The organism is Streptomyces sp. LZ34 (genome assembly GCF_053890475.1).
The window spans coordinates 1,109,894-1,126,472 of the sequence record NZ_CM132680.1 but is presented as its reverse complement, the minus strand read 5'-3'; the positions used below and the strand labels follow the sequence as shown (position 1 = coordinate 1,126,472).

The 16,579-nt window shown below is 70.1% G+C and carries 13 protein-coding genes; 6 read left to right on the top strand and 7 right to left on the bottom strand.

The genetic code is table 11. The annotated features are described in order from the left end of the window. Positions 1 to 26: 26 nt before the first annotated feature. Positions 27 to 1,211 (bottom strand): ROK family transcriptional regulator, encoded by a 1,185-nt coding sequence (locus tag ACWY4P_RS03675; RefSeq protein WP_456208644.1) that lies wholly within the window; start codon positions 1,209 to 1,211, stop codon positions 27 to 29. Positions 1,212 to 1,360: 149 nt separating this feature from the next. On the opposite strand from ACWY4P_RS03675, the gene ACWY4P_RS03670 reads away from it, so the two are divergent. Next, positions 1,361 to 3,007, top strand: coding sequence for a GH39 family glycosyl hydrolase (locus ACWY4P_RS03670; RefSeq protein ID WP_456208643.1), 1,647 nt, complete (start codon positions 1,361 to 1,363; stop codon positions 3,005 to 3,007). Positions 3,008 to 3,039: 32 nt separating this feature from the next. Here the strand turns inward: ACWY4P_RS03670 and ACWY4P_RS03665 are convergent, their stop codons facing one another. From ACWY4P_RS03665 to ACWY4P_RS03640, 6 genes are read right to left on the bottom strand one after another with little or no spacing between them, the layout of a single operon-like run. After that, the gene (locus ACWY4P_RS03665; protein ID WP_456208642.1) at positions 3,040 to 4,116 is read right to left on the bottom strand and encodes a lactonase family protein; all 1,077 of its coding nucleotides are present in this window, start codon (positions 4,114 to 4,116) and stop codon (positions 3,040 to 3,042) included. A 30-nt stretch (positions 4,117 to 4,146) separates the two neighbouring features. After that, positions 4,147 to 5,115, bottom strand: coding sequence for a sugar kinase (locus ACWY4P_RS03660; protein ID WP_456208641.1), 969 nt, complete (start codon positions 5,113 to 5,115; stop codon positions 4,147 to 4,149). Continuing rightward, the gene (locus tag ACWY4P_RS03655) at positions 5,112 to 5,795 is read right to left on the bottom strand and encodes a bifunctional 4-hydroxy-2-oxoglutarate aldolase/2-dehydro-3-deoxy-phosphogluconate aldolase (RefSeq protein ID WP_456208640.1); all 684 of its coding nucleotides are present in this window, start codon (positions 5,793 to 5,795) and stop codon (positions 5,112 to 5,114) included. Before ACWY4P_RS03655 ends, ACWY4P_RS03660 begins: the two co-directional genes overlap by 4 nt. Continuing rightward, the gene (locus ACWY4P_RS03650) at positions 5,792 to 6,613 is read right to left on the bottom strand and encodes a carbohydrate ABC transporter permease (protein ID WP_456208639.1); all 822 of its coding nucleotides are present in this window, start codon (positions 6,611 to 6,613) and stop codon (positions 5,792 to 5,794) included. Before ACWY4P_RS03650 ends, ACWY4P_RS03655 begins: the two co-directional genes overlap by 4 nt. Next, positions 6,610 to 7,659, bottom strand: a complete 1,050-nt coding sequence (locus tag ACWY4P_RS03645) for a carbohydrate ABC transporter permease (protein WP_456208638.1) — start codon at positions 7,657 to 7,659, stop codon at positions 6,610 to 6,612. Before ACWY4P_RS03645 ends, ACWY4P_RS03650 begins: the two co-directional genes overlap by 4 nt. Beyond that, a complete protein-coding gene (locus tag ACWY4P_RS03640) occupies positions 7,656 to 9,002 on the bottom strand; it encodes an extracellular solute-binding protein (RefSeq protein WP_456208637.1) in 1,347 nt (448 codons plus the stop codon). The genes ACWY4P_RS03645 and ACWY4P_RS03640 overlap by 4 nt, the downstream gene beginning before the upstream one ends. Positions 9,003 to 9,390: 388 nt before the next feature. Between ACWY4P_RS03640 and ACWY4P_RS03635 the strand changes: the two genes are divergently transcribed. The 5 genes from ACWY4P_RS03635 to ACWY4P_RS03615 all read left to right on the top strand — a co-directional run bounded on the left by ACWY4P_RS03635 (position 9,391) and on the right by ACWY4P_RS03615 (position 16,563). Further along, positions 9,391 to 10,440, top strand: coding sequence for a LacI family DNA-binding transcriptional regulator (locus ACWY4P_RS03635; RefSeq protein ID WP_456208636.1), 1,050 nt, complete (start codon positions 9,391 to 9,393; stop codon positions 10,438 to 10,440). Continuing rightward, positions 10,437 to 11,201: an SDR family NAD(P)-dependent oxidoreductase gene (locus ACWY4P_RS03630; RefSeq protein ID WP_456208635.1), complete on the top strand. Its 765-nt coding sequence runs from the start codon at positions 10,437 to 10,439 to the stop codon at positions 11,199 to 11,201. The genes ACWY4P_RS03635 and ACWY4P_RS03630 overlap by 4 nt, the downstream gene beginning before the upstream one ends. 109 nt (positions 11,202 to 11,310) lie before the next feature. Beyond that, positions 11,311 to 12,456 (top strand): galactonate dehydratase, encoded by a 1,146-nt coding sequence (gene dgoD / locus ACWY4P_RS03625; protein WP_456208634.1) that lies wholly within the window; start codon positions 11,311 to 11,313, stop codon positions 12,454 to 12,456. Positions 12,457 to 12,563: 107 nt separating this feature from the next. Then, the gene (locus ACWY4P_RS03620; protein WP_456208633.1) at positions 12,564 to 14,081 is read left to right on the top strand and encodes an alpha-N-arabinofuranosidase; all 1,518 of its coding nucleotides are present in this window, start codon (positions 12,564 to 12,566) and stop codon (positions 14,079 to 14,081) included. A gap of 43 nt (positions 14,082 to 14,124) precedes the next feature. After that, complete coding sequence (locus ACWY4P_RS03615; protein ID WP_456208632.1) at positions 14,125 to 16,563, top strand: alpha-L-arabinofuranosidase C-terminal domain-containing protein; 2,439 nt, start codon at positions 14,125 to 14,127, stop codon at positions 16,561 to 16,563. Positions 16,564 to 16,579 lie beyond the last annotated feature (16 nt).

Here is a 16,579-nt window from a genome sequence, read left to right as displayed (position 1 = left end):
GGCCTCCACCGGGCCTTCTTCGAGCCTTAAACCGGGGTTCGCGCGAGGTGCGCGGCTCCGAGGAGTTCGGCGTTGTCGGCGAGCCGGCCGAGGGTGAGGGTCAGCGCGCGGTAGGCGCCGGCGGGCATGTGCCTGCGCAGCCCGTCGTGGAGGCCCTCGATGACGGGAGCGGCGGCGGGGCCGAGCGTGCCGTCCACGACGATCAACTCGGGGTTGAGCATGACGCAGGCGGAGGCGAGGTGGCGTCCGACGAGGCGGCCGAAGTCGTCAAGGACGCGGCGGACCGTCGCCTCGCCCTGCGCGGCGAGCCCGAGGACGTCGTAGACGCTCACGTTGGGGCCGAACAGCGGGCGGGCCGCCTCGAGGAGGTGGTCGGTGGTGGCGACCACGCCGAGGCATCCGCGCGCGCCGCAGCGGCACATGGGTCCGGCCGAGTCGACGTGGAGATGGGACACCTCGCCGGCCAGGCCGTTCGCTCCGCGCACGAGCTGCCCGTTGACGATGAGCCCGGCGCCCATGCCGGTGACCAGCTTCAGGTAGATCACGTGCCGACGGCCTCGTGCCGCGCCGAACGCCAGCTCGCCGAGGGCGGCGAGGTTGCACTCGTTGTCGATGGTCGCGGGTGCGCCGAAGGCCCTGGTCAGGTCCGGTGCCACATCCTTGAACAGCCACGCGGACATGGGCGGGCGGTCCGATGGCCGCGGGTCGGGTGCCGGCTCGAGCAGTGAGAGTCCGGCCCCCTGCCGGTAGGGGACGGGCAGGCCGAGTACCACGCCGTCCAGTGGCGCCGTGCTGCGTGCGTCGTCGCGCGCTCTGGCCAGCAACCGGGCGGACTCGGCGACGATATCGGGACACTGGAGCCAGTCGTACGGCGTCTCGACCCGCCCGAGCACCCGCCCGTCGGTGGAGACGAGCCCGGCGCGGGCGACTCGGTGCGTGATGACGACGGCGCCGACGACGGAGGCGTGCCTGGCGAGCCGTAGCCTGGCGGCGGGGCGGCCCCGCCGGCGCGCCTCCTCCGCCGCGGAGCCGGTCGCCTCCTCCAGCAGCCCGCGCGTGAGGAGCCGGCCCGTCGCGCCGGTGACCGTGGAGAGCGGCAGTTCCGCGAGCCGGGCGAGCTGGGAACGGGTGAGCGCCTCGTGCCGGCCGAGCAGCTCGACGACAGTCCGCTCGGCGCCGCGTGGGCCCGCCGGGCCGCGATTCTCCGTCACGGTCGCAGCCTACGGTTTTTACCACCGAATCCGCGATTATTAGGCCGAACCGCAATGGTCAACTCGTTGTATCGGGGCCCTGGGGAGACGTCTACTTTTCCGCGGCGCGTTCGCGCGACGTCGGGCCGCCTGACAACTTACGGAGAGACATGACCGAAACCCACGCCCGCTCCACAGGGCCCACGAGACGTCAGATGCTCCTCGGCGGTGCCGCCGCAGCCGGTACGGCTCTGGGCTCGGAACTGCTCGACGCCGCCCCAGCGGCGGCGGCCGACACGTCGTCCACCCACGCTCAGGCCGCCGTGGACCTCACCCGGCCGACCTCGCCGTTCCCGCATGTGTGGGAGCGCGTCATCGGCGGTGACTGGGCCAAGCAGGCGCTGCGCCGCGACTACCAGGACCAGCTGTTCGACTGCCACGACGAGCTGGGCATCGAGTCACTCCGCTTCCACGGTGTCCTCAACACCTCGATGAGCACCTACTTCCCGACGGTGAACGGGCGGCCGCGTAATCCGGCGCTCTCGAAGGACGACTACTCGTTTTTCAACGTCGACCAGGTCTACGACGCTCTCGTCGATCGCGGCATGCACCCGTTCGTCGAGCTGAGCAGCATGCCGGCGAGTCTCCAGGCGTCCGCCCCGCCCTTCAGCGTTTTCCTGTACGACTTCAACCAGATGGAGCCGAAGGACTACGCGCTCTGGGGCAAGGTCGTCGGCGACTTCGCGCGGCACATGGTGGACCGGTACGGCATCCGCGAGGTCCGCAAGTGGCCGTTCGAGGTCTGGAACGAGCCGAACCTGTTCGCGTTCTTCAACGGGGACCAGCAGACGTATTTCAAGCTCTACCAGTACGCCGCGGAGGCCATCAAGAACGTCGACGCGAGCCTGCGGGTCGGTGGCCCGGCCACCTCGGCCGGACAGATGAGCTTCGGTCCGCCCCGTTCGCCGGGGGTGAAGTACTACCGTGAGTTCATGCAGTGGGCCATCGAGAAGGATGTCCCGGTCGACTTCGGCAGCGCCCACGGCTACGAGACCGACACGGGGACGGGGCCGCAGGGCCCGGCGTCTTTCTTCAAGCAGAACCGCGCGGATACGCCGTCCGGTCTTCCGCTCTACATCTCCGAGACCAACGTCGCCGCAGACCTCGGAAACCCCGCGCTGGACCGGTCGGACGCGGCGGCGAGCTTCCTCCGCACGATCACCGAGACCGCCGGGGTCGTCGACGCGCTGGCCTACTGGTCGTTCACCGACATCTTCGAGGAACTCGGCCAGGCCGACAAGCCGTTCCACGGTGGGTTCGGGCTGCAGACCATCCACGGCGTCAAGAAGCCCGCTTACCGCCTGCTTCAGATCCTGCACACGGTGGGCGAGCGCCGCGTGCCACTGACCCTGTCCAACGCCCCGGCCACGGTGGGCGGGATCGCGGTCACCGGCAGCGTGCGCGGTGGTGACGGCGACGGCGTCGATGTGCTGCTGTACAACCACGCCCTCGCCACCGGCGACGACAGCGCCCCCGTCCCGGCGCGGCCCGTGACCCTCACCGTCACCTTGCGCGGCGTACGGGCCGGGGCCCGGGCGCGAGTCCGGCGGCTCGACGAGGACCACACCAACCCCTACCAGGAGTGGGTCGAGCTCGGCTCGCCGGAATATCCGACCCGCCGGCAGCTGCGCGACATCGAGAAGGCGAGCGAACTAGAGGACCGGCCCCTCGAACTCAAGGCCGACCACGGGACCGGCGTTGTCCGTTTCACCCTCACCCTGCCCGCCGAAGGAGTCGCCGCGGTCCACGTCGGCTGACACCCGCCAGGGGATCCACCGGCATCCCGCGCTCACCGGGCGAGGGTGCAGACGACCGAGGGAACATGTGCCGCCGGGGCTGGCCGGCTGAGGGCTCCGGTGGGCAGGACACGCAGTGCGGCGAGTGTGCCGCTGTGCTGGTTGGCCACCAGCAGATGGCCGGCGACCAGGGCGAGGCCGCGGGGCCAGAACCCGCCGCTGGGCACCTCGCCGATCGGCTCGAGGCCGGTACCGGTCACCCGGAAGGCGGCCACTGTGTCGGCGCCGCGGTTGGTCACCCAGACGAAGCGGCCACAGGGCGAGGCGACGATTCCGCCGGGCTGGTTGGCGACGTCGCGAACCGAGGTGGCGGGCGTGCGGGAGACCGAGGTCAGGGTGCCGGTGCCGGGGTCGTACAGGTGGCAGGTGAGGGTCGAGGACAGTTCGTCCGCGCTCCAGGCACATGCGCCGTCGGGCGCGAACGCCAGGTGGCGCGGTCCGGATCCGGGGCGCGTCCTGTTCACCGCGAGCCGTTGAAGGCGGCCCGTCCGAGTGTCGAGACGGTAGGTGAAGACGGCGTCCGCTCCCAGATCGGTGGCCAGGAGGTAGCGGCCGTCCGGGGTGACCAGCACCTGATGGGCGTGGCTGGTGTCCTGCCGGCCCCGGACCGGGCCCGTCCCTTCGTGGACGGCGACGTCGGTCAGTTCGCGTATGCGCCCGTCCGCGTCGAGCCGGTGCACAGCCACACTGCCAGGCATGGTGTCGCTGCCGTAGTTGGCGGTCAGCAGCCAGTGCCCGTCGGGGTGGACGGTGAGCTGGCACGGGTTGGCGCCGCCGCTGCTGACAGGGGCCCCGAGGGGGGACAGCACCTCGTCGTTCTGCCGTACGACGGCGCTGACGGCGCCGGTGTCGGCCTCGTTCGTGCTGTAGACGACGTCCAGGGACGGATGTGCCGCGAGGAATGAGGCGCCGCTGACGGGCACCGGAGACACACGGGGCTCGGCCGTCAGCGAGCCGGTTCCCGGAGCGAACCGTACAGCGGCCAGCCCGGCGCCGTTACCGCCGGTGTCCGGTGTGTAGGAGCCCGTGAGGACGAGGAGCTCGTCGGGGGAGGGGATCGGTGTCGGCATGAGAGGTCCTTGAGGGGCCGGGGGGCGTGTTCAGCGAACGATGTCGTCGTGATGGTCGAGCAGGGCCAGCTCGGCGCGGCGGGGCAGGCCCTCCCAGTCGCCGGTCGAGCCGACCGCGAAGGCACCGAGGAGGGCCGCCGTCCTCAGCCGCCGCTCCGGCGGCTCACCCGCGAGCAGTTCGGCCAGATAGCCCGCGGCGAACGCGTCCCCCGCGCCCACGGTGTCGTGGACGCGGACGGGTACGACGGGTTGCCGGTACGCCTTTCCGTCCAGGAGGGCGAAGGCTCCCGCGTCTCCCAGCTTGATCACGGCGCCGGCGGGTCCGAGGGCACAGATGCTCTTGGCGAGTTGCTCGGGGCCGTCGCTGTCGGGCGTTTCGGGAACCATCAGTCGGGCTTCGTGCGAGCCCGCGAAGACGAGGTCGGCCTTGCGCAGCAGGGGCAGCAGGGTGTCCCCGGCCTCGGTCTCGTCCCACAGCAGGGAGCGGAAGTTGATGTCCAGCGAGATCGGCACTCCGGCGCCGGAGGCGATGTCCACCGCTCTGCGGACGGCCCGGGCGGGTGCGTCGCCCAGAGCTGGTGTGATCCCGGTGATGTGCAGGACCGCCGCGCCGGCCACGATGTGCTCGGGGACGTCCTGTGGGCAGAGCCGGGCTCCCGCGGTGTGGGTGCGGTAGTAGCGGGTGCGACCGTGGGTGGAGGTTCGTTGTTCCTTCAGAAGGAGTGAGGTGGGGGCGGTGTCCCGGGTGGCGACGGTGGTGACCCCTTCCGCGCGCAGCTCGCGCAGGATCAGTTCGCCGAGTTCGTCGTCGCTGACGCGGCCGATCCAGGTGGCGGATCCGCCGAGGCGGCTGACTCCGATGGCGACGTTCGACTCCGCTCCGGCTATCCCCAGGCGCATGGTCGTCCCCAGGGCGAGCGAACCGGGTTCCGGCGAGGACAGGACTGCCAGTACTTCGCCGACCGTCACGAGATACGGCTCCGCTGTGAGACCTTTCATGAGGCGGCCTCCTTTTCCGGTGCGGCTTCCGGTGCGGCGGCATTGACCGCTTCCAGCAGCGTGCGTGCTCTTTCGGTGAGGCGGTCCAGGGCTTCCGGGGTCGGATCGCGATCCGCTCCGCGCAGCAGCGGGGAACCAACGCCCACGGCATGGGCGCCCGCGTCCATGAAGAACCGCGCCTGGGTGATCCCGACTCCGCCCACGGCGACGATCGGGATGTGCGGCAGGGGCGCCCGCAGCTGTCGCAGGTGGGCGGGGCCGCCGGTGCAGGCCGGGAAGAGCTTGACGGCTGCCGCGCCCGCCTGCCAGGCGGTGGCCACCTCGGTCGGCGTCCAGGCGCCCGGATAGCACGGAGTGCCGCCTTGCGCCGCGTTGCCGATGATGGCGGTGTCCACGTTGGGGGCCACCAGAAACTCGGCTCCGGCGGACAGCGCGTCCCGGGCCTGGGCGGTGGTGACGACGGTGCCGGCGCCGACCGCGACGCCAGATCCCAGGTCATCGCGGATACGGGCCAGGGTGTCGAGAGCGCCGGGCGTGGTGAGAGTGACCTCCAGGCAGGTGATGCCGCCTGTCGCCAGGGCCCGGGCCACCGCGGGCAGCCCGGAGCCGTCGTCCGACCGGAGGATCGCCATGACCCGGGTGTGCAGCAGCTGCGGCGTGATGGCCGGACGCCTGGTCACTTGAGGCCCGATGTGCTGATGCCGGAGACAAAGCCGCGCTGCATGATCAGGAAGAGGACGAGCACGGGCACCACGTACATCACGGCGCCGGCGGCGACGAGGTTGCCGAGCTGCGCGCCGTGTTCGTTCACGTAGCCGGTGGCGAGCTTCACCGCCAGGGTGGTGCGGTCGCTGTCCAGCAGCAGGGCGGGGGCGATGTAGTCGCCCCAGGTCCAGGAGAAGGACAGGATCAGGCTGGTGGCGATGACCGGCCACGACTGCGGCAGGAAGATGCGCCAGAAGATGCGGATGTGTCCGCAGCCGTCGACGATCGCCGCCTCTTCCAGTTCCTTCGGCATGTTGGAGAAGAACTGGCGGAACAGGAAGATCAGATAGGGGGCGCCGCACAGGCCCCACAGCACCCACGGCATATAGGTGTTCAGCAGATGGAGCTTGGCGAACACCAGGTAGGTGGGGATGAGGGTGATGACGGCCGGCAGCATCATCGTCGACATCAGCAGGCCGAAGATGACGCGTTTGCCCGGTGCGTCGAGGCGGGCGAAGCCGTAGCCGGCCCACGCCGAGGCCAGCGTCACCAGCACCGAGTAGATGGCGGCGATCGTCAGGGAGTTGCGGGCGTACGCGAGGTAGGGGATGTGGGTCAGGGCCTCGCGGAAATTGCCGAGAGAGGGGTTGTGGGGCCACCAGTGGATGGGCAGGGCCCGCAGCTCGCCGGCGTCCTTGAGCGCGGTGATGGCCAGCCAGCCGAAGGGGCTGAGGAAGAGGACGAGGAGCGCCACCAGAAGCATGTAGACGGCACTGCGCTTGGCCAGGGTCATCGCTTGCCTCCGAGCGTGCGCGGCTTGGTCGTTGCCGGTTCCGGGGCTGTGTTGTAGAAGACCACGCCCTTGCTGAGCCTGAAGACGAGGAAGGTGATCACCAGAATGCAGGCGAACAGGATCCACAGCAGGGCCGAGGCGTACCCGTACCGGCCGTTGGCGAAGTACTGGGCGAAGACGTTGATCATGTAGAAGTAGTTGCTCTCGGGCACGGCCGTGACGCCGTGCGGGGTGGGGTCGAGCGCGATCAGCAGCGGCATGAAGCTCTGCAGGGCGGCGATGATGCCGGTGACGACCTGGAAGAAGAGCACGGGGGAGAGCAGCGGCAGCGTGATGCGGGTGAACGACTGCCAGGCGCTGGCCCCGTCCATCCGGGCCGCCTCGTGCAGCTCCTTGGGGATGTCCTGAAGCCCCGCCAACGAAATGATCATGACATTGCCGACTCCCCACAACGTCAGCATGATCAGCACCCAGCGGGCGTAGGGGTCCATCAGCCAGGCGACACCGTTCATGTTGAGGGCGTCCAGCAGGCCGTTGGCGGCTCCCGAGTCGCGGTCGAAAATGAGCTTGAAGGTGAGGGCGGCGCCGACCGGCGGCACCACCGCCGGCAGATACAGCAGGGTGCGGAACAGGCCGCGGGCCCGGATCGGCTGATTGATCAGTACGGCCAGCAGGAGCCCCGCCACAATGGTCAGCGGCACGGTGATCGCGGTGAACACTCCTGTGCGGGCCAGCGAGTTCAGCGTGTCCGGATCGGTGAGGGCTTCTTTGTAGTTGGCCAGGCCCACGAAGTGGGTGCGGGGGGAAAGCCCGTCGGAGTCGGTGAGGCTGAGCCACAGCGCGTACCCCAGCGGGTAGGCCGTCAGCGCCAGAAAGCCCACCAGCCACGGGCCGGCGAAGAGGTAGAAGGCACGGGCCCGGCGCGCCCGCACCGAGCCAGGACGGCGCGACCACACCGAGCGGGAGTGGCGCGCCCGCCCCGCCGCCCGCCCGCGCGGGGACGGCGCGCGGGACCCGGCGGTCGCGCCGGTGACCTGGACGCTCACCCCAGGACCTTCTTTCCGTTGCCGAGCTGCTTGTTCATGCCCGCGTTGAGCTGGTCGGCGACCTTGCCCGCGGTGGTCTTGGACTTGATCGCTCCCGGCAGCACCTTGTTGATGACCGCGTCCAGGGCCGTGAGCTGGGCGTACGGGGAGAAGGTCAGGATGGAGAAGTACTTCTGCTCCTGCTGCTGCACCTTGAGCGCCTGCTTCTGGAACGGTGTGCTCTGGGGCATCTTCGAGTGCAGCGACTTCAGGGTGGGGATGCCCCAGCCGCTGGCCGCCCGGTCCTGGGCCGGCTTGCCGCCGAAGTACCACTCGAAGAACTTCCAGGCCAGGTCCTTGTTCTTGGCGTCCTTCGGAATCCAGTAGCCGGTGGCACCGAAGCAGGGGCTGATGCGGTGGCTGCCCAGCTGGGGGGCGGGCGCGAACCGGGACACCGCGGCTATCTTCGCGTCACCGCCGATCGATCCGCCGAACCAGTAGCCGTCGCAGGCCATCGCCATGCGCCCGGCCTGGTAGGTGGGCCAGTCCCAGCCGTCCGGGTTGGGGTTGGCCACGTTCGGGCCGATGTCGGCCCGGGCGTACTCCAGGTACCAGGTCAGCGCCTTGAGCGCCTCCGGCGAGGAGAAGTCCACCGAGGTCAGGTCCTCGGCGAACAGGCTGCCCCCGGCCGAGGCCGTCATCCCCATGAACGTACAGAAGGTGCTGAGCCCCGAGGCGTTCAACCCGTACACCTTGACCTTGCCGAGTCGGCGCTTGACCAGGCGCTTGCCCATGTCCAGCCACTCCTCGGGGGAGAGCGGCTCGGTCTCGCTGGGCAGGTCCAGCTTCGCCGCCTCGAGCAGGTCGGTGCGATACCAGAACATCGAGTCCTGTGAGTAGTCCTTGGCCATGCCGTAGCGGGGGCCGGCGCCCTGCTTCTGTCCGTCGAAGCGCCACACGTCGTTGACCGGGTCCAGGTCGGAGACCTTGAGCGCCTTGCTCTTGGCGAAGTACGGGTCCAGGTCGGTCATCACCCCGCGTGCGGCGAAGTACGGAGTGTCCGTCGCGCCGAGACCGCGCACCACATCCGGCGGGGTCTTGCTGGCCAGCATGGCGTTGAGCTTGGTGGTGTCGGCGAGACTCACCTTGATCTTGCAGCCCAGTGCCTCTTCCGCGGCCTTGACGGTCTTCTTGTCCATCTCGTTTTCGACGGACAGGACCGTGAGCGTCTTGCCACCGCCGCCGGAACCGCCGTCGTCTACGGAGGCGGCGCAGCCGGGCAGCGCGGTGGCGGCCAGCGCGGCACCGGCTGAGGCGGTGAGGAAGCGGCGCCGTCCGAGGGGGGCCGTGTCAGGGAAGGACATGTTCGTCAGCCTTTCGTGCGCATGCCATGGCAGGAGAAGGGAGCAGGGCGGACCGCGACGGCGGGTACGGGAAACGGCGGGCATGCGACGGGAGGCACACGCCGCGGTGTCATCGCGGACGGACGCGTTGTCGCACGCTCGGTTCAGGAAGAGATCGGAACCCTCGTGGGGCTCGGCTGGGTGGTCTGTGTCGACCTGTCGGCTCTGAGTTGGAGTGACCGGTTCATTACGTCCGTGTTGCTATTTCGCGGAAGTTCACCCAGGGAAACCGGTTGACTGGGACTTCGGCGAACGTTAGGTTCCGGCCTCGTAAGGTGTCAAGGGGTTGAACACCGTTCGACTGGTCGGACATCTCGAGGTGTTGGGCCGCGGAGAAGGAGAGCTGGAAATGCCGGAGCCACCCGTCCCCGTGCAGTCGGTCCGGGCCAAACTCGTGGACGTCGCCGAGGCGGCCGGGGTCTCCAAAGCCACCGTGTCCAAAGTGCTCAACGGCCGCGACCTGTCCGTCCGGGAGGAAACCCGGCAGCGCGTCCATGAGGCCGCCCGAACACTCGGCTACCGGCCCCATTCCGGGGCCCGGGCGCTGGCCGGCGCCAGCACCCACGCCCTCGCCCTGCTGGTACCCGCCCTGGCCAACCCCACCTACGTCACCATCGCGCGCGGCGCCTACCAACGCGCCCGTGAACTGGGCTACCTTTCCCTGCTCGCCGAGGACTTCGACGGACAGGAGGCGGACGAGTCCTTCAGCGACCTGGTGCAGGACGGCCGGGTCGACGGACTGCTCATCGCCTCGGCGCGCCCCGGCCACTCCCTGGTGGACACGGTGAGCCGCAGCTCCATCCCCCACGTGTTCCTCAACCGGTCGGTCGAGGGGTCCGGCCGCAACGTCACCATGGATGTGGCCCGCTCCAGCGTCACCGCCCTCGACCACCTCCACAACCTCGGCCACCGGGCGATCGGCCACATCGCCGGCCCGCCCGGAATCACCCCGAGCGATGCCCGCAAAGAGGCGTTCCTGCTCCACGCCGAACAACTGGGGCTCCATGCCGCACCGGTCGCCTCCGGAGACTTCACCGAAGACGGCGGCGTGTCCGCGACCCTGCGACTGTTGGGTGCAGCCAAGGGCGGCCCCCCACCCGTCACGGCCCTTTACACCAGCTCGCTCGCCCAGGCGATCGGCGCCATGGGGGCGATCCGGTCCCTGGGGCTGCGTATCCCCGAGGACGTGTCCGTGGTCGGCAACGACGACCTTCCCGTCGCCGGCCACCTCTGCCCACCGCTGACCACTGTGGCGATGCCCCTGTACGACCTGGGAACCACGGCCGTGGAAGCCCTGGTCGCCGCCATCCGGGGGACACCGATGGGGGACATCGTCGTACCCACCGAGCCGCGTCTGGTGTCGCGCGGTTCCACGGCAGCACCAGGAGCAACGCCATGACCTCCGCAGCACTGTCCCGCTTCGCCGGCCGTACGGCGCTGCTCACCGCGGCGGCCTCCGGAATCGGAGCGGCCACGGCACACCGTCTGGCCGCCGAAGGGGCCTCTGTCCTGGTCACCGACATCGACGGCGAGGGCGCGCACCGCGTGGCCGAGGAAATCCGCGCCAAGGGAGGGCAGACCCAGGACCGCCGCCTCGATGTCACCTCGCCCGGCGAGTGGGACGAGGCCATCCGGCACGCCCGGTCCTGGACCGGCCGCCTCGACGTCCTCCACCTCAACGCCGGCCGAAACCTGTACGGGGCGGCACACGAGTTGGACGATGAATCCTGGCATCACCAGTTGCGGCTCTGCCTGGATTCGGTGTTCTATGGCGTCCGGGCCGCGGTGCCACAGCTCCAAGCGGTCCGTGGCGCGGTGGTGGTCACCTCGTCCGTCCACGCGGCCCTGGGCTTCAAGGGCTACCCCGCGTACGCCGCGGCCAAGGCGGGCATCGGTGGCCTGGTGCGTCAACTGGCCGTCGAATACGGCGGACAGGTGAGGTTCAACGCCGTCCTGCCGGGCTCCGTGTTCACGGCCCTGTGGGCGGACACCCCACCCGAGCACCTCGCCGAGGCGGGCGCGCGGGCGCCGGCCGGACGGCTCGGAACGCCGGAGGACATCGCCGCGGCGGTGGCCTACTTCGCCTCCGACGACTCGTCCTTCGTCACCGGCCAGAGCCTGATCGTGGACGGCGGCCGCAGCATTAGCGCCCAGGAGTAGCCCACCCGCGCCCCCGCATCCCGCCAAGACCAGCCCATCTTCCCGCTCCCTCCCGCACAGCAGCCGCCGGCCTTCGGGCCGTGCACCACCAGGACCTGGAGACCCGCACGTGAAGATCACCGGATACGAACTCTTCCTCGTCGAACCGCGCTGGCTCTTCCTGCGCATCGACACCGACGAGGGCATAGCCGGCTGGGGCGAACCCATCGTCGAAGGCAAGGCGCGCACCGTGGCCCAGTGCGTCGAGGAGATGTTCGACTACCTCATCGGACAGGACCCCACCCGCATCGAGGAACACTGGCAGGTCCTCGCCAAGGGTGGCTTCTACCGCGGCGGCCCCGTCCTCAACAGCGCCTTGGCGGGCATCGACCAGGCGCTGTGGGACATCGCGGGCAAGGCGCTCGGCGTCCCGGTTCACCAGCTGCTCGGCGGCCATGTGCGCGACCGGGTGCGGATCTACGGCTGGGTGGGCGGGGAGACCTTGCAGGAACTGGCCGACTCGGCGGCCGAGCAGGTCGCGAAGGGCCTGACCGCGGTCAAGATGAACCCCTGCGGTCAGCTGGAGCCGCTCGACACGCCGGCCACCATCAACGCCATGGTGGCCCGGGTGGCCGCGGTGCGAGAGGCCGTCGGGCCGGAGTGCGACGTGGCGCTGGACTTCCACGGCCGTTTCAGCGGGGCGATGTCCCGCCGTGTGCTGCCGCTCCTCGAGCCACTGCTGCCGATGTTCGTGGAGGAACCGGTCCTGCCGGAGTTCACCCAGGACCTCGGCTCCGTGGTGCGCTCCACCTCGATCCCCATCGCCACCGGCGAGCGGCTCTACTCCCGCTGGGACTTCCGCTCCGTGCTGTCCGACGGCATCGCCGTGGCCCAGCCCGACATCAGCCACGCCGGAGGCATCTCCGAGACCCGGCGGATCGCGGCCATGGCGGAAGCCCACGACGTCCTGGTCGCGCCGCACTGCCCGCTCGGCCCCATCGCCCTGGCCGCGAGCCTGCAACTCGACCTCGCCGCCCCCAACTTCCTCATCCAGGAACAGTCGCTCGGCATCGGATACGGCGACAGCAGCGGGCTGCTGAACTACCTCCTCGACCCCTCGCCCTTCACGGCCGAGGGCGGCTACATTCCCCGGCTGACCGCGCCCGGCCTCGGCATCACCATCGACGAGGACGCCGTCCGGGCCGCCGCCGAACGCGGACACAGCTGGCGCAACCCCGTGTGGCGCAACGCCGACGGCTCCCTGGCCGCCTGGTAGCGGCCGACGGCACGCGCGGAACAGGTGGCGGCGGCCGGCCACCGCTGTCGCCACCGTCCGCGCCGCAAGCTTTTTATCGATACAAATACTCACGCTGGAGTGCATCCGTGCCGAACGCCACCGCGGTCATCAACCTCGACATCGAAGGCCCGAAGATCAGCCGACACCTGTACGGCCACTTCGCCGAACACCTCGGCCGCTGCGTCTACGACGGCTTCTGGGTCGGGGAGGACTCGCCGATACCCAACGAGGGCGGCATCCGCCTGGACATCGTGCAAGCCCTGCGCGCCCTGAACATCCCCAATCTGCGCTGGCCCGGCGGCTGTTTCGCCGACGAGTACCACTGGAAGGACGGCATCGGCCCCAGGGACCAGCGCCCCAGGATGGTGAACACGCACTGGGGCAACGTGGAGGAGAACAACCACTTCGGCACGCATGAGTTCATGGCGCTGTGTGAACTGCTCGGTGCCGAGCCGTACATCAGCGGCAACGTGGGCAGTGGCACCGTCCAGGAGATGAGCGAGTGGGTGGAGTATCTGACCCGTGACGGGGACAGTCCCATGGTGCGGCTGCGCAAGGCGAATGGCCGTGAGGCCCCCTGGGGTGTGAAGTTCTGGGGCATCGGTAACGAGACCTGGGGCTGCGGCGGGAACATGCGCGCCGAGTACTCCGCGGACCTGGCCCGGCAGTACGCCACGTACTGCCGGGACCACGGTGACAACACGCTCTACCGCATCGCCTCGGGGGCGTCGGACGACGACTACAAGTGGACCGAGACGCTGATGCGGCAGATCAGCTGCTTCGGCTGCGAGGCCACCCCGCGCAACTTCTTCCAGGGGATCTCCGTCCACTACTACACGATGGCCGGCCCCTGGGACGCGAAGGGCAGCGCCACCGTCTTCGAGGCGGACGACTACTACCGGACGATGCTCTCCGCCCGGAAGATCGACCGCATCCTCACCGGCCACTCCACGGTCATGGACATATACGACCCCGGCCGGACGGTCGGCCTGGTCCTGGACGAGTGGGGCACCTGGTGGGACGTCGAGCCGGGCACCAACCCCGGCTTTCTGTACCAGCAGAACACCCTGCGCGACGCGCTGGTGGCCGGCACCCACTTCGACATCTTCCACCGGCACGCCGCGCGCCTGTACATGGCCAACATCGCCCAGACCGTCAACGTGCTCCAGGCGATGGTGCTCACCGACGGCGACGCGCTGGTCCTGACCCCGACCTACCACGTGTTCGAGATGAACAAGGGCCACCAGGACGCCGCCTCGCTCGCCGTCCACCTGCGTACGGACGACGCCCGCCGCCGGGTGGGGGACACCGAACTGGACACCCTGTCCGCCTCGGCCAGCATCAAGGACGGCACGGTCCTCATCTCACTGTCCAACCTGGACGCCGAGGAACCCGCCGAGGTGACACTCGACCTCCGCGGCCGCACCGTCGGCGAGCCGACCGCCCGCCTCCTGACGGCCGACCGGCCTCAGGCCCACAACACCCCGGACACCCCCACGGCGGTCGCCCCGCGCCCGTTCGACGCGCTGACCGCCACCGACCGGGGCCTCACCCTGACGCTGCCACCCCACTCGTTCCTCACCGTCCGGGCCCCACTGGCCTGACCGGCGCACCACCGCCCATCGCCGACCCGAGGAGAGGATGACGATGACTGAAACCACCGGACCCGTCGAGACGGTCGTCGAGGTGGACGCGAGGGCACCGGGCACCGCCATCTCGCCCGATCTGTTCGGAGTGTTCTTCGAGGACATCAACTACGCGGCGGACGGCGGCCTCTACGCCGAGCTGGTGCAGAACCGGTCCTTCGCATACAGCCCCGCCGACCGGCCGGAATGGCACGCCCTGACCGCCTGGGAGCTGTTGGAGAGGGACGGCGCCACCGGGTCGGTCGCCGTGTCCACCGAGGCACCGCTCGAGGAAACCAATCCGCACTACGCGGTGGTGCGCACCACCGCCGCCGGTGCGGCGGGCCGCGGGGCGGGGCTGCGCAACGAGGGTTTCGACGGCATCGCCGTCCGGGCGGGTGAACGCTACGACGTCAGCCTCTTCGCCCGCCTGGCGGACGGCGCCGCGGACGCTCTGGTGGCGCGGATCGAGAGCCGGGACGGCAGCCGGGTCCGGGGCCAGGCGGAGCTGGGTCCGCTCCACGGGTCATGGCGGCGGCACACGGCGGTGATCACCTGTGAGGGGACCGACCAGGACGCCAGGCTCGCCGTGGTGGCGTCCGGGGTCGGCACCGTCCATCTGGACCTGGTCTCGCTCTTTCCACAGGCCACCTTCCGCGATCGGCCCGGCGGCCTGCGCGCCGACCTGGCCCAGGCGATCGCGGACCTGAAGCCGAAGTTCGTGCGTTTCCCCGGCGGCTGCGTCGCACACGGGCTGGGACTGGCCAACATGTACCGCTGGCCCGCCACCATCGGACCGCTGCAAGCGCGTCGGCAGCTGTCCAACCTGTGGGGCTACCACCAGTCGATGGGCCTGGGCTACTACGAGTACTTCCAGTTCTGCGAGGACATCGGTGCCAAGCCGCTGCCCGTCGTGCCGGCCGGGGTCTGCTGCCAGAACACGGAGGTGACCGGCCAGACCGGACTCCCCGAGGAGGAGCTGCCCGGCTATATTGCCGAGGTACTGGCCCTGGTGGAGTGGGCCAACGGCCCGGCCGACTCCCCGTGGGGTGCCGTGCGCGCCGCCGCCGGGCACCCCGAGCCGTTCGGCCTCGCATATCTGGGGGTCGGCAACGAGGACACCATCACCGACACCTTCCGCGACCGCTTCTCCCGCATCCACGATGCCCTGAGCGAGCACCACCCGGAGATCACGGTCGTCGGCACCGTGGGCCCTTCGCCCTCCGGCGAGGACTGGGAGAAGGGCTGGGCCTTCGCGCGCGGGAGGGGTGTCCCGGTCGTCGATGAGCACGCGTACAAATCCCCGCGCTGGTTCCTGGAGAACACCCGCCGCTTCGAGACGATGGACCGCCAGGGCCCGCACCTGTACATCGGCGAGTACGGGAGCTGGGGCAACGACGGCCGCAGTGCCGTCGCGGAGGCGGCCTACATGATCGCCATGGAGCGCAACGGCGACGTCGTCCGGCTTGCCTCCTACGCGCCGCTGCTCGCCAAACGCGGCCACACCCAGTGGGTGCCCGACCTGATCTACTTCGACAACACCCACGTCTGGCCCACCCTCAACTACCACGTCCAGCGGATGCACTCGGTAAACTCCGGCGACACCGCACTGCCCGTCACCGTCGTCGGAGCACCCCAGGCACCGCCCGTCCCGGACACCGCCCGGCACGGTGTCCACATCGGGACCAGCGCGGACACCCGCGCCGAGTTCACCGACGCCCGTATCGGCCCCCTGGGGGCCGAGCCCGCACCGGCCCCGGACTTCGCCGACTGGGACACCGAGTCCGGCACCTGGGAGCCGGACGGCACGGGCGGCATCCGGCAGACGGCGAACGGAACGGGCGCCGGACTGCTTCTGGCGGACGCGGTGGACGGCACGTCATACGCCTTCTCCGTGCGGGCCTCGAAGAACGGCGGTGGCGAAGGCTTCGTCATCGGCTTCGCCGTGACCTCGCCCGGCAACTGGTATCAGTGGTCGGTCGGCGGCTGGCGGAACCGCTTCACGCGCCTCCAGCGCGTGGACGACGGCGTGCCGCACGACCTCACCGACCCCGTGGCCGTCCCGGTCGAGACCGGCCGCTGGTACGACCTGCGGGTCGAGGTGGACGGCCGGCGCATCCGCTGCTACCGCGACGGCGAACTGATCCACGACATCGAGGACACCCCGGCGGCCCCGGAGGTCTTCGCCGTCTCGGCCGTCCGCGACGGCGCCGCCGGTGATGTGATCATCAAGGTCGCCAACTCCACGCCTGAGCCTGTCACCGTCCGTTTCCGGCTGGCCGGCGCGGACGTCGACACCGGTTTCGCGCGGACCACCCTCGCCGTCACCCCAGAGGCCACCAGCCGGTTCGAGCCCGCCCCGGCCGCCCCCGTCGAGGACCGGCTGCCCGGGCCGGTCTGCGACATCCCGCCCCACTCCTTCACCGTGCTGCGCACCCGACCAGGGGGTGATCAGCCGTGACCCGATCCGCCGACCC

Bases quoted from the DNA above. Each gene is read 5' to 3' on its own strand.
- ACWY4P_RS03635 (WP_456208636.1), top strand. From the start codon at position 9,391: ATGCCGGAGCCACCCGTCCCCGTGCAGTCGGTCCGGGCCAAACTCGTG.
- ACWY4P_RS03665 (WP_456208642.1), bottom strand. From the start codon at position 4,116: ATGCCGACACCGATCCCCTCCCCCGACGAGCTCCTCGTCCTCACGGGC.
- ACWY4P_RS03660 (WP_456208641.1), bottom strand. From the start codon at position 5,115: ATGAAAGGTCTCACAGCGGAGCCGTATCTCGTGACGGTCGGCGAAGTA.
- ACWY4P_RS03640 (WP_456208637.1), bottom strand. From the start codon at position 9,002: ATGTCCTTCCCTGACACGGCCCCCCTCGGACGGCGCCGCTTCCTCACC.
- ACWY4P_RS03615 (WP_456208632.1), top strand. From the start codon at position 14,125: ATGACTGAAACCACCGGACCCGTCGAGACGGTCGTCGAGGTGGACGCG.
- ACWY4P_RS03630 (WP_456208635.1), top strand. From the start codon at position 10,437: ATGACCTCCGCAGCACTGTCCCGCTTCGCCGGCCGTACGGCGCTGCTC.
- ACWY4P_RS03650 (WP_456208639.1), bottom strand. From the start codon at position 6,613: ATGACCCTGGCCAAGCGCAGTGCCGTCTACATGCTTCTGGTGGCGCTC.
- ACWY4P_RS03670 (WP_456208643.1), top strand. From the start codon at position 1,361: ATGACCGAAACCCACGCCCGCTCCACAGGGCCCACGAGACGTCAGATG.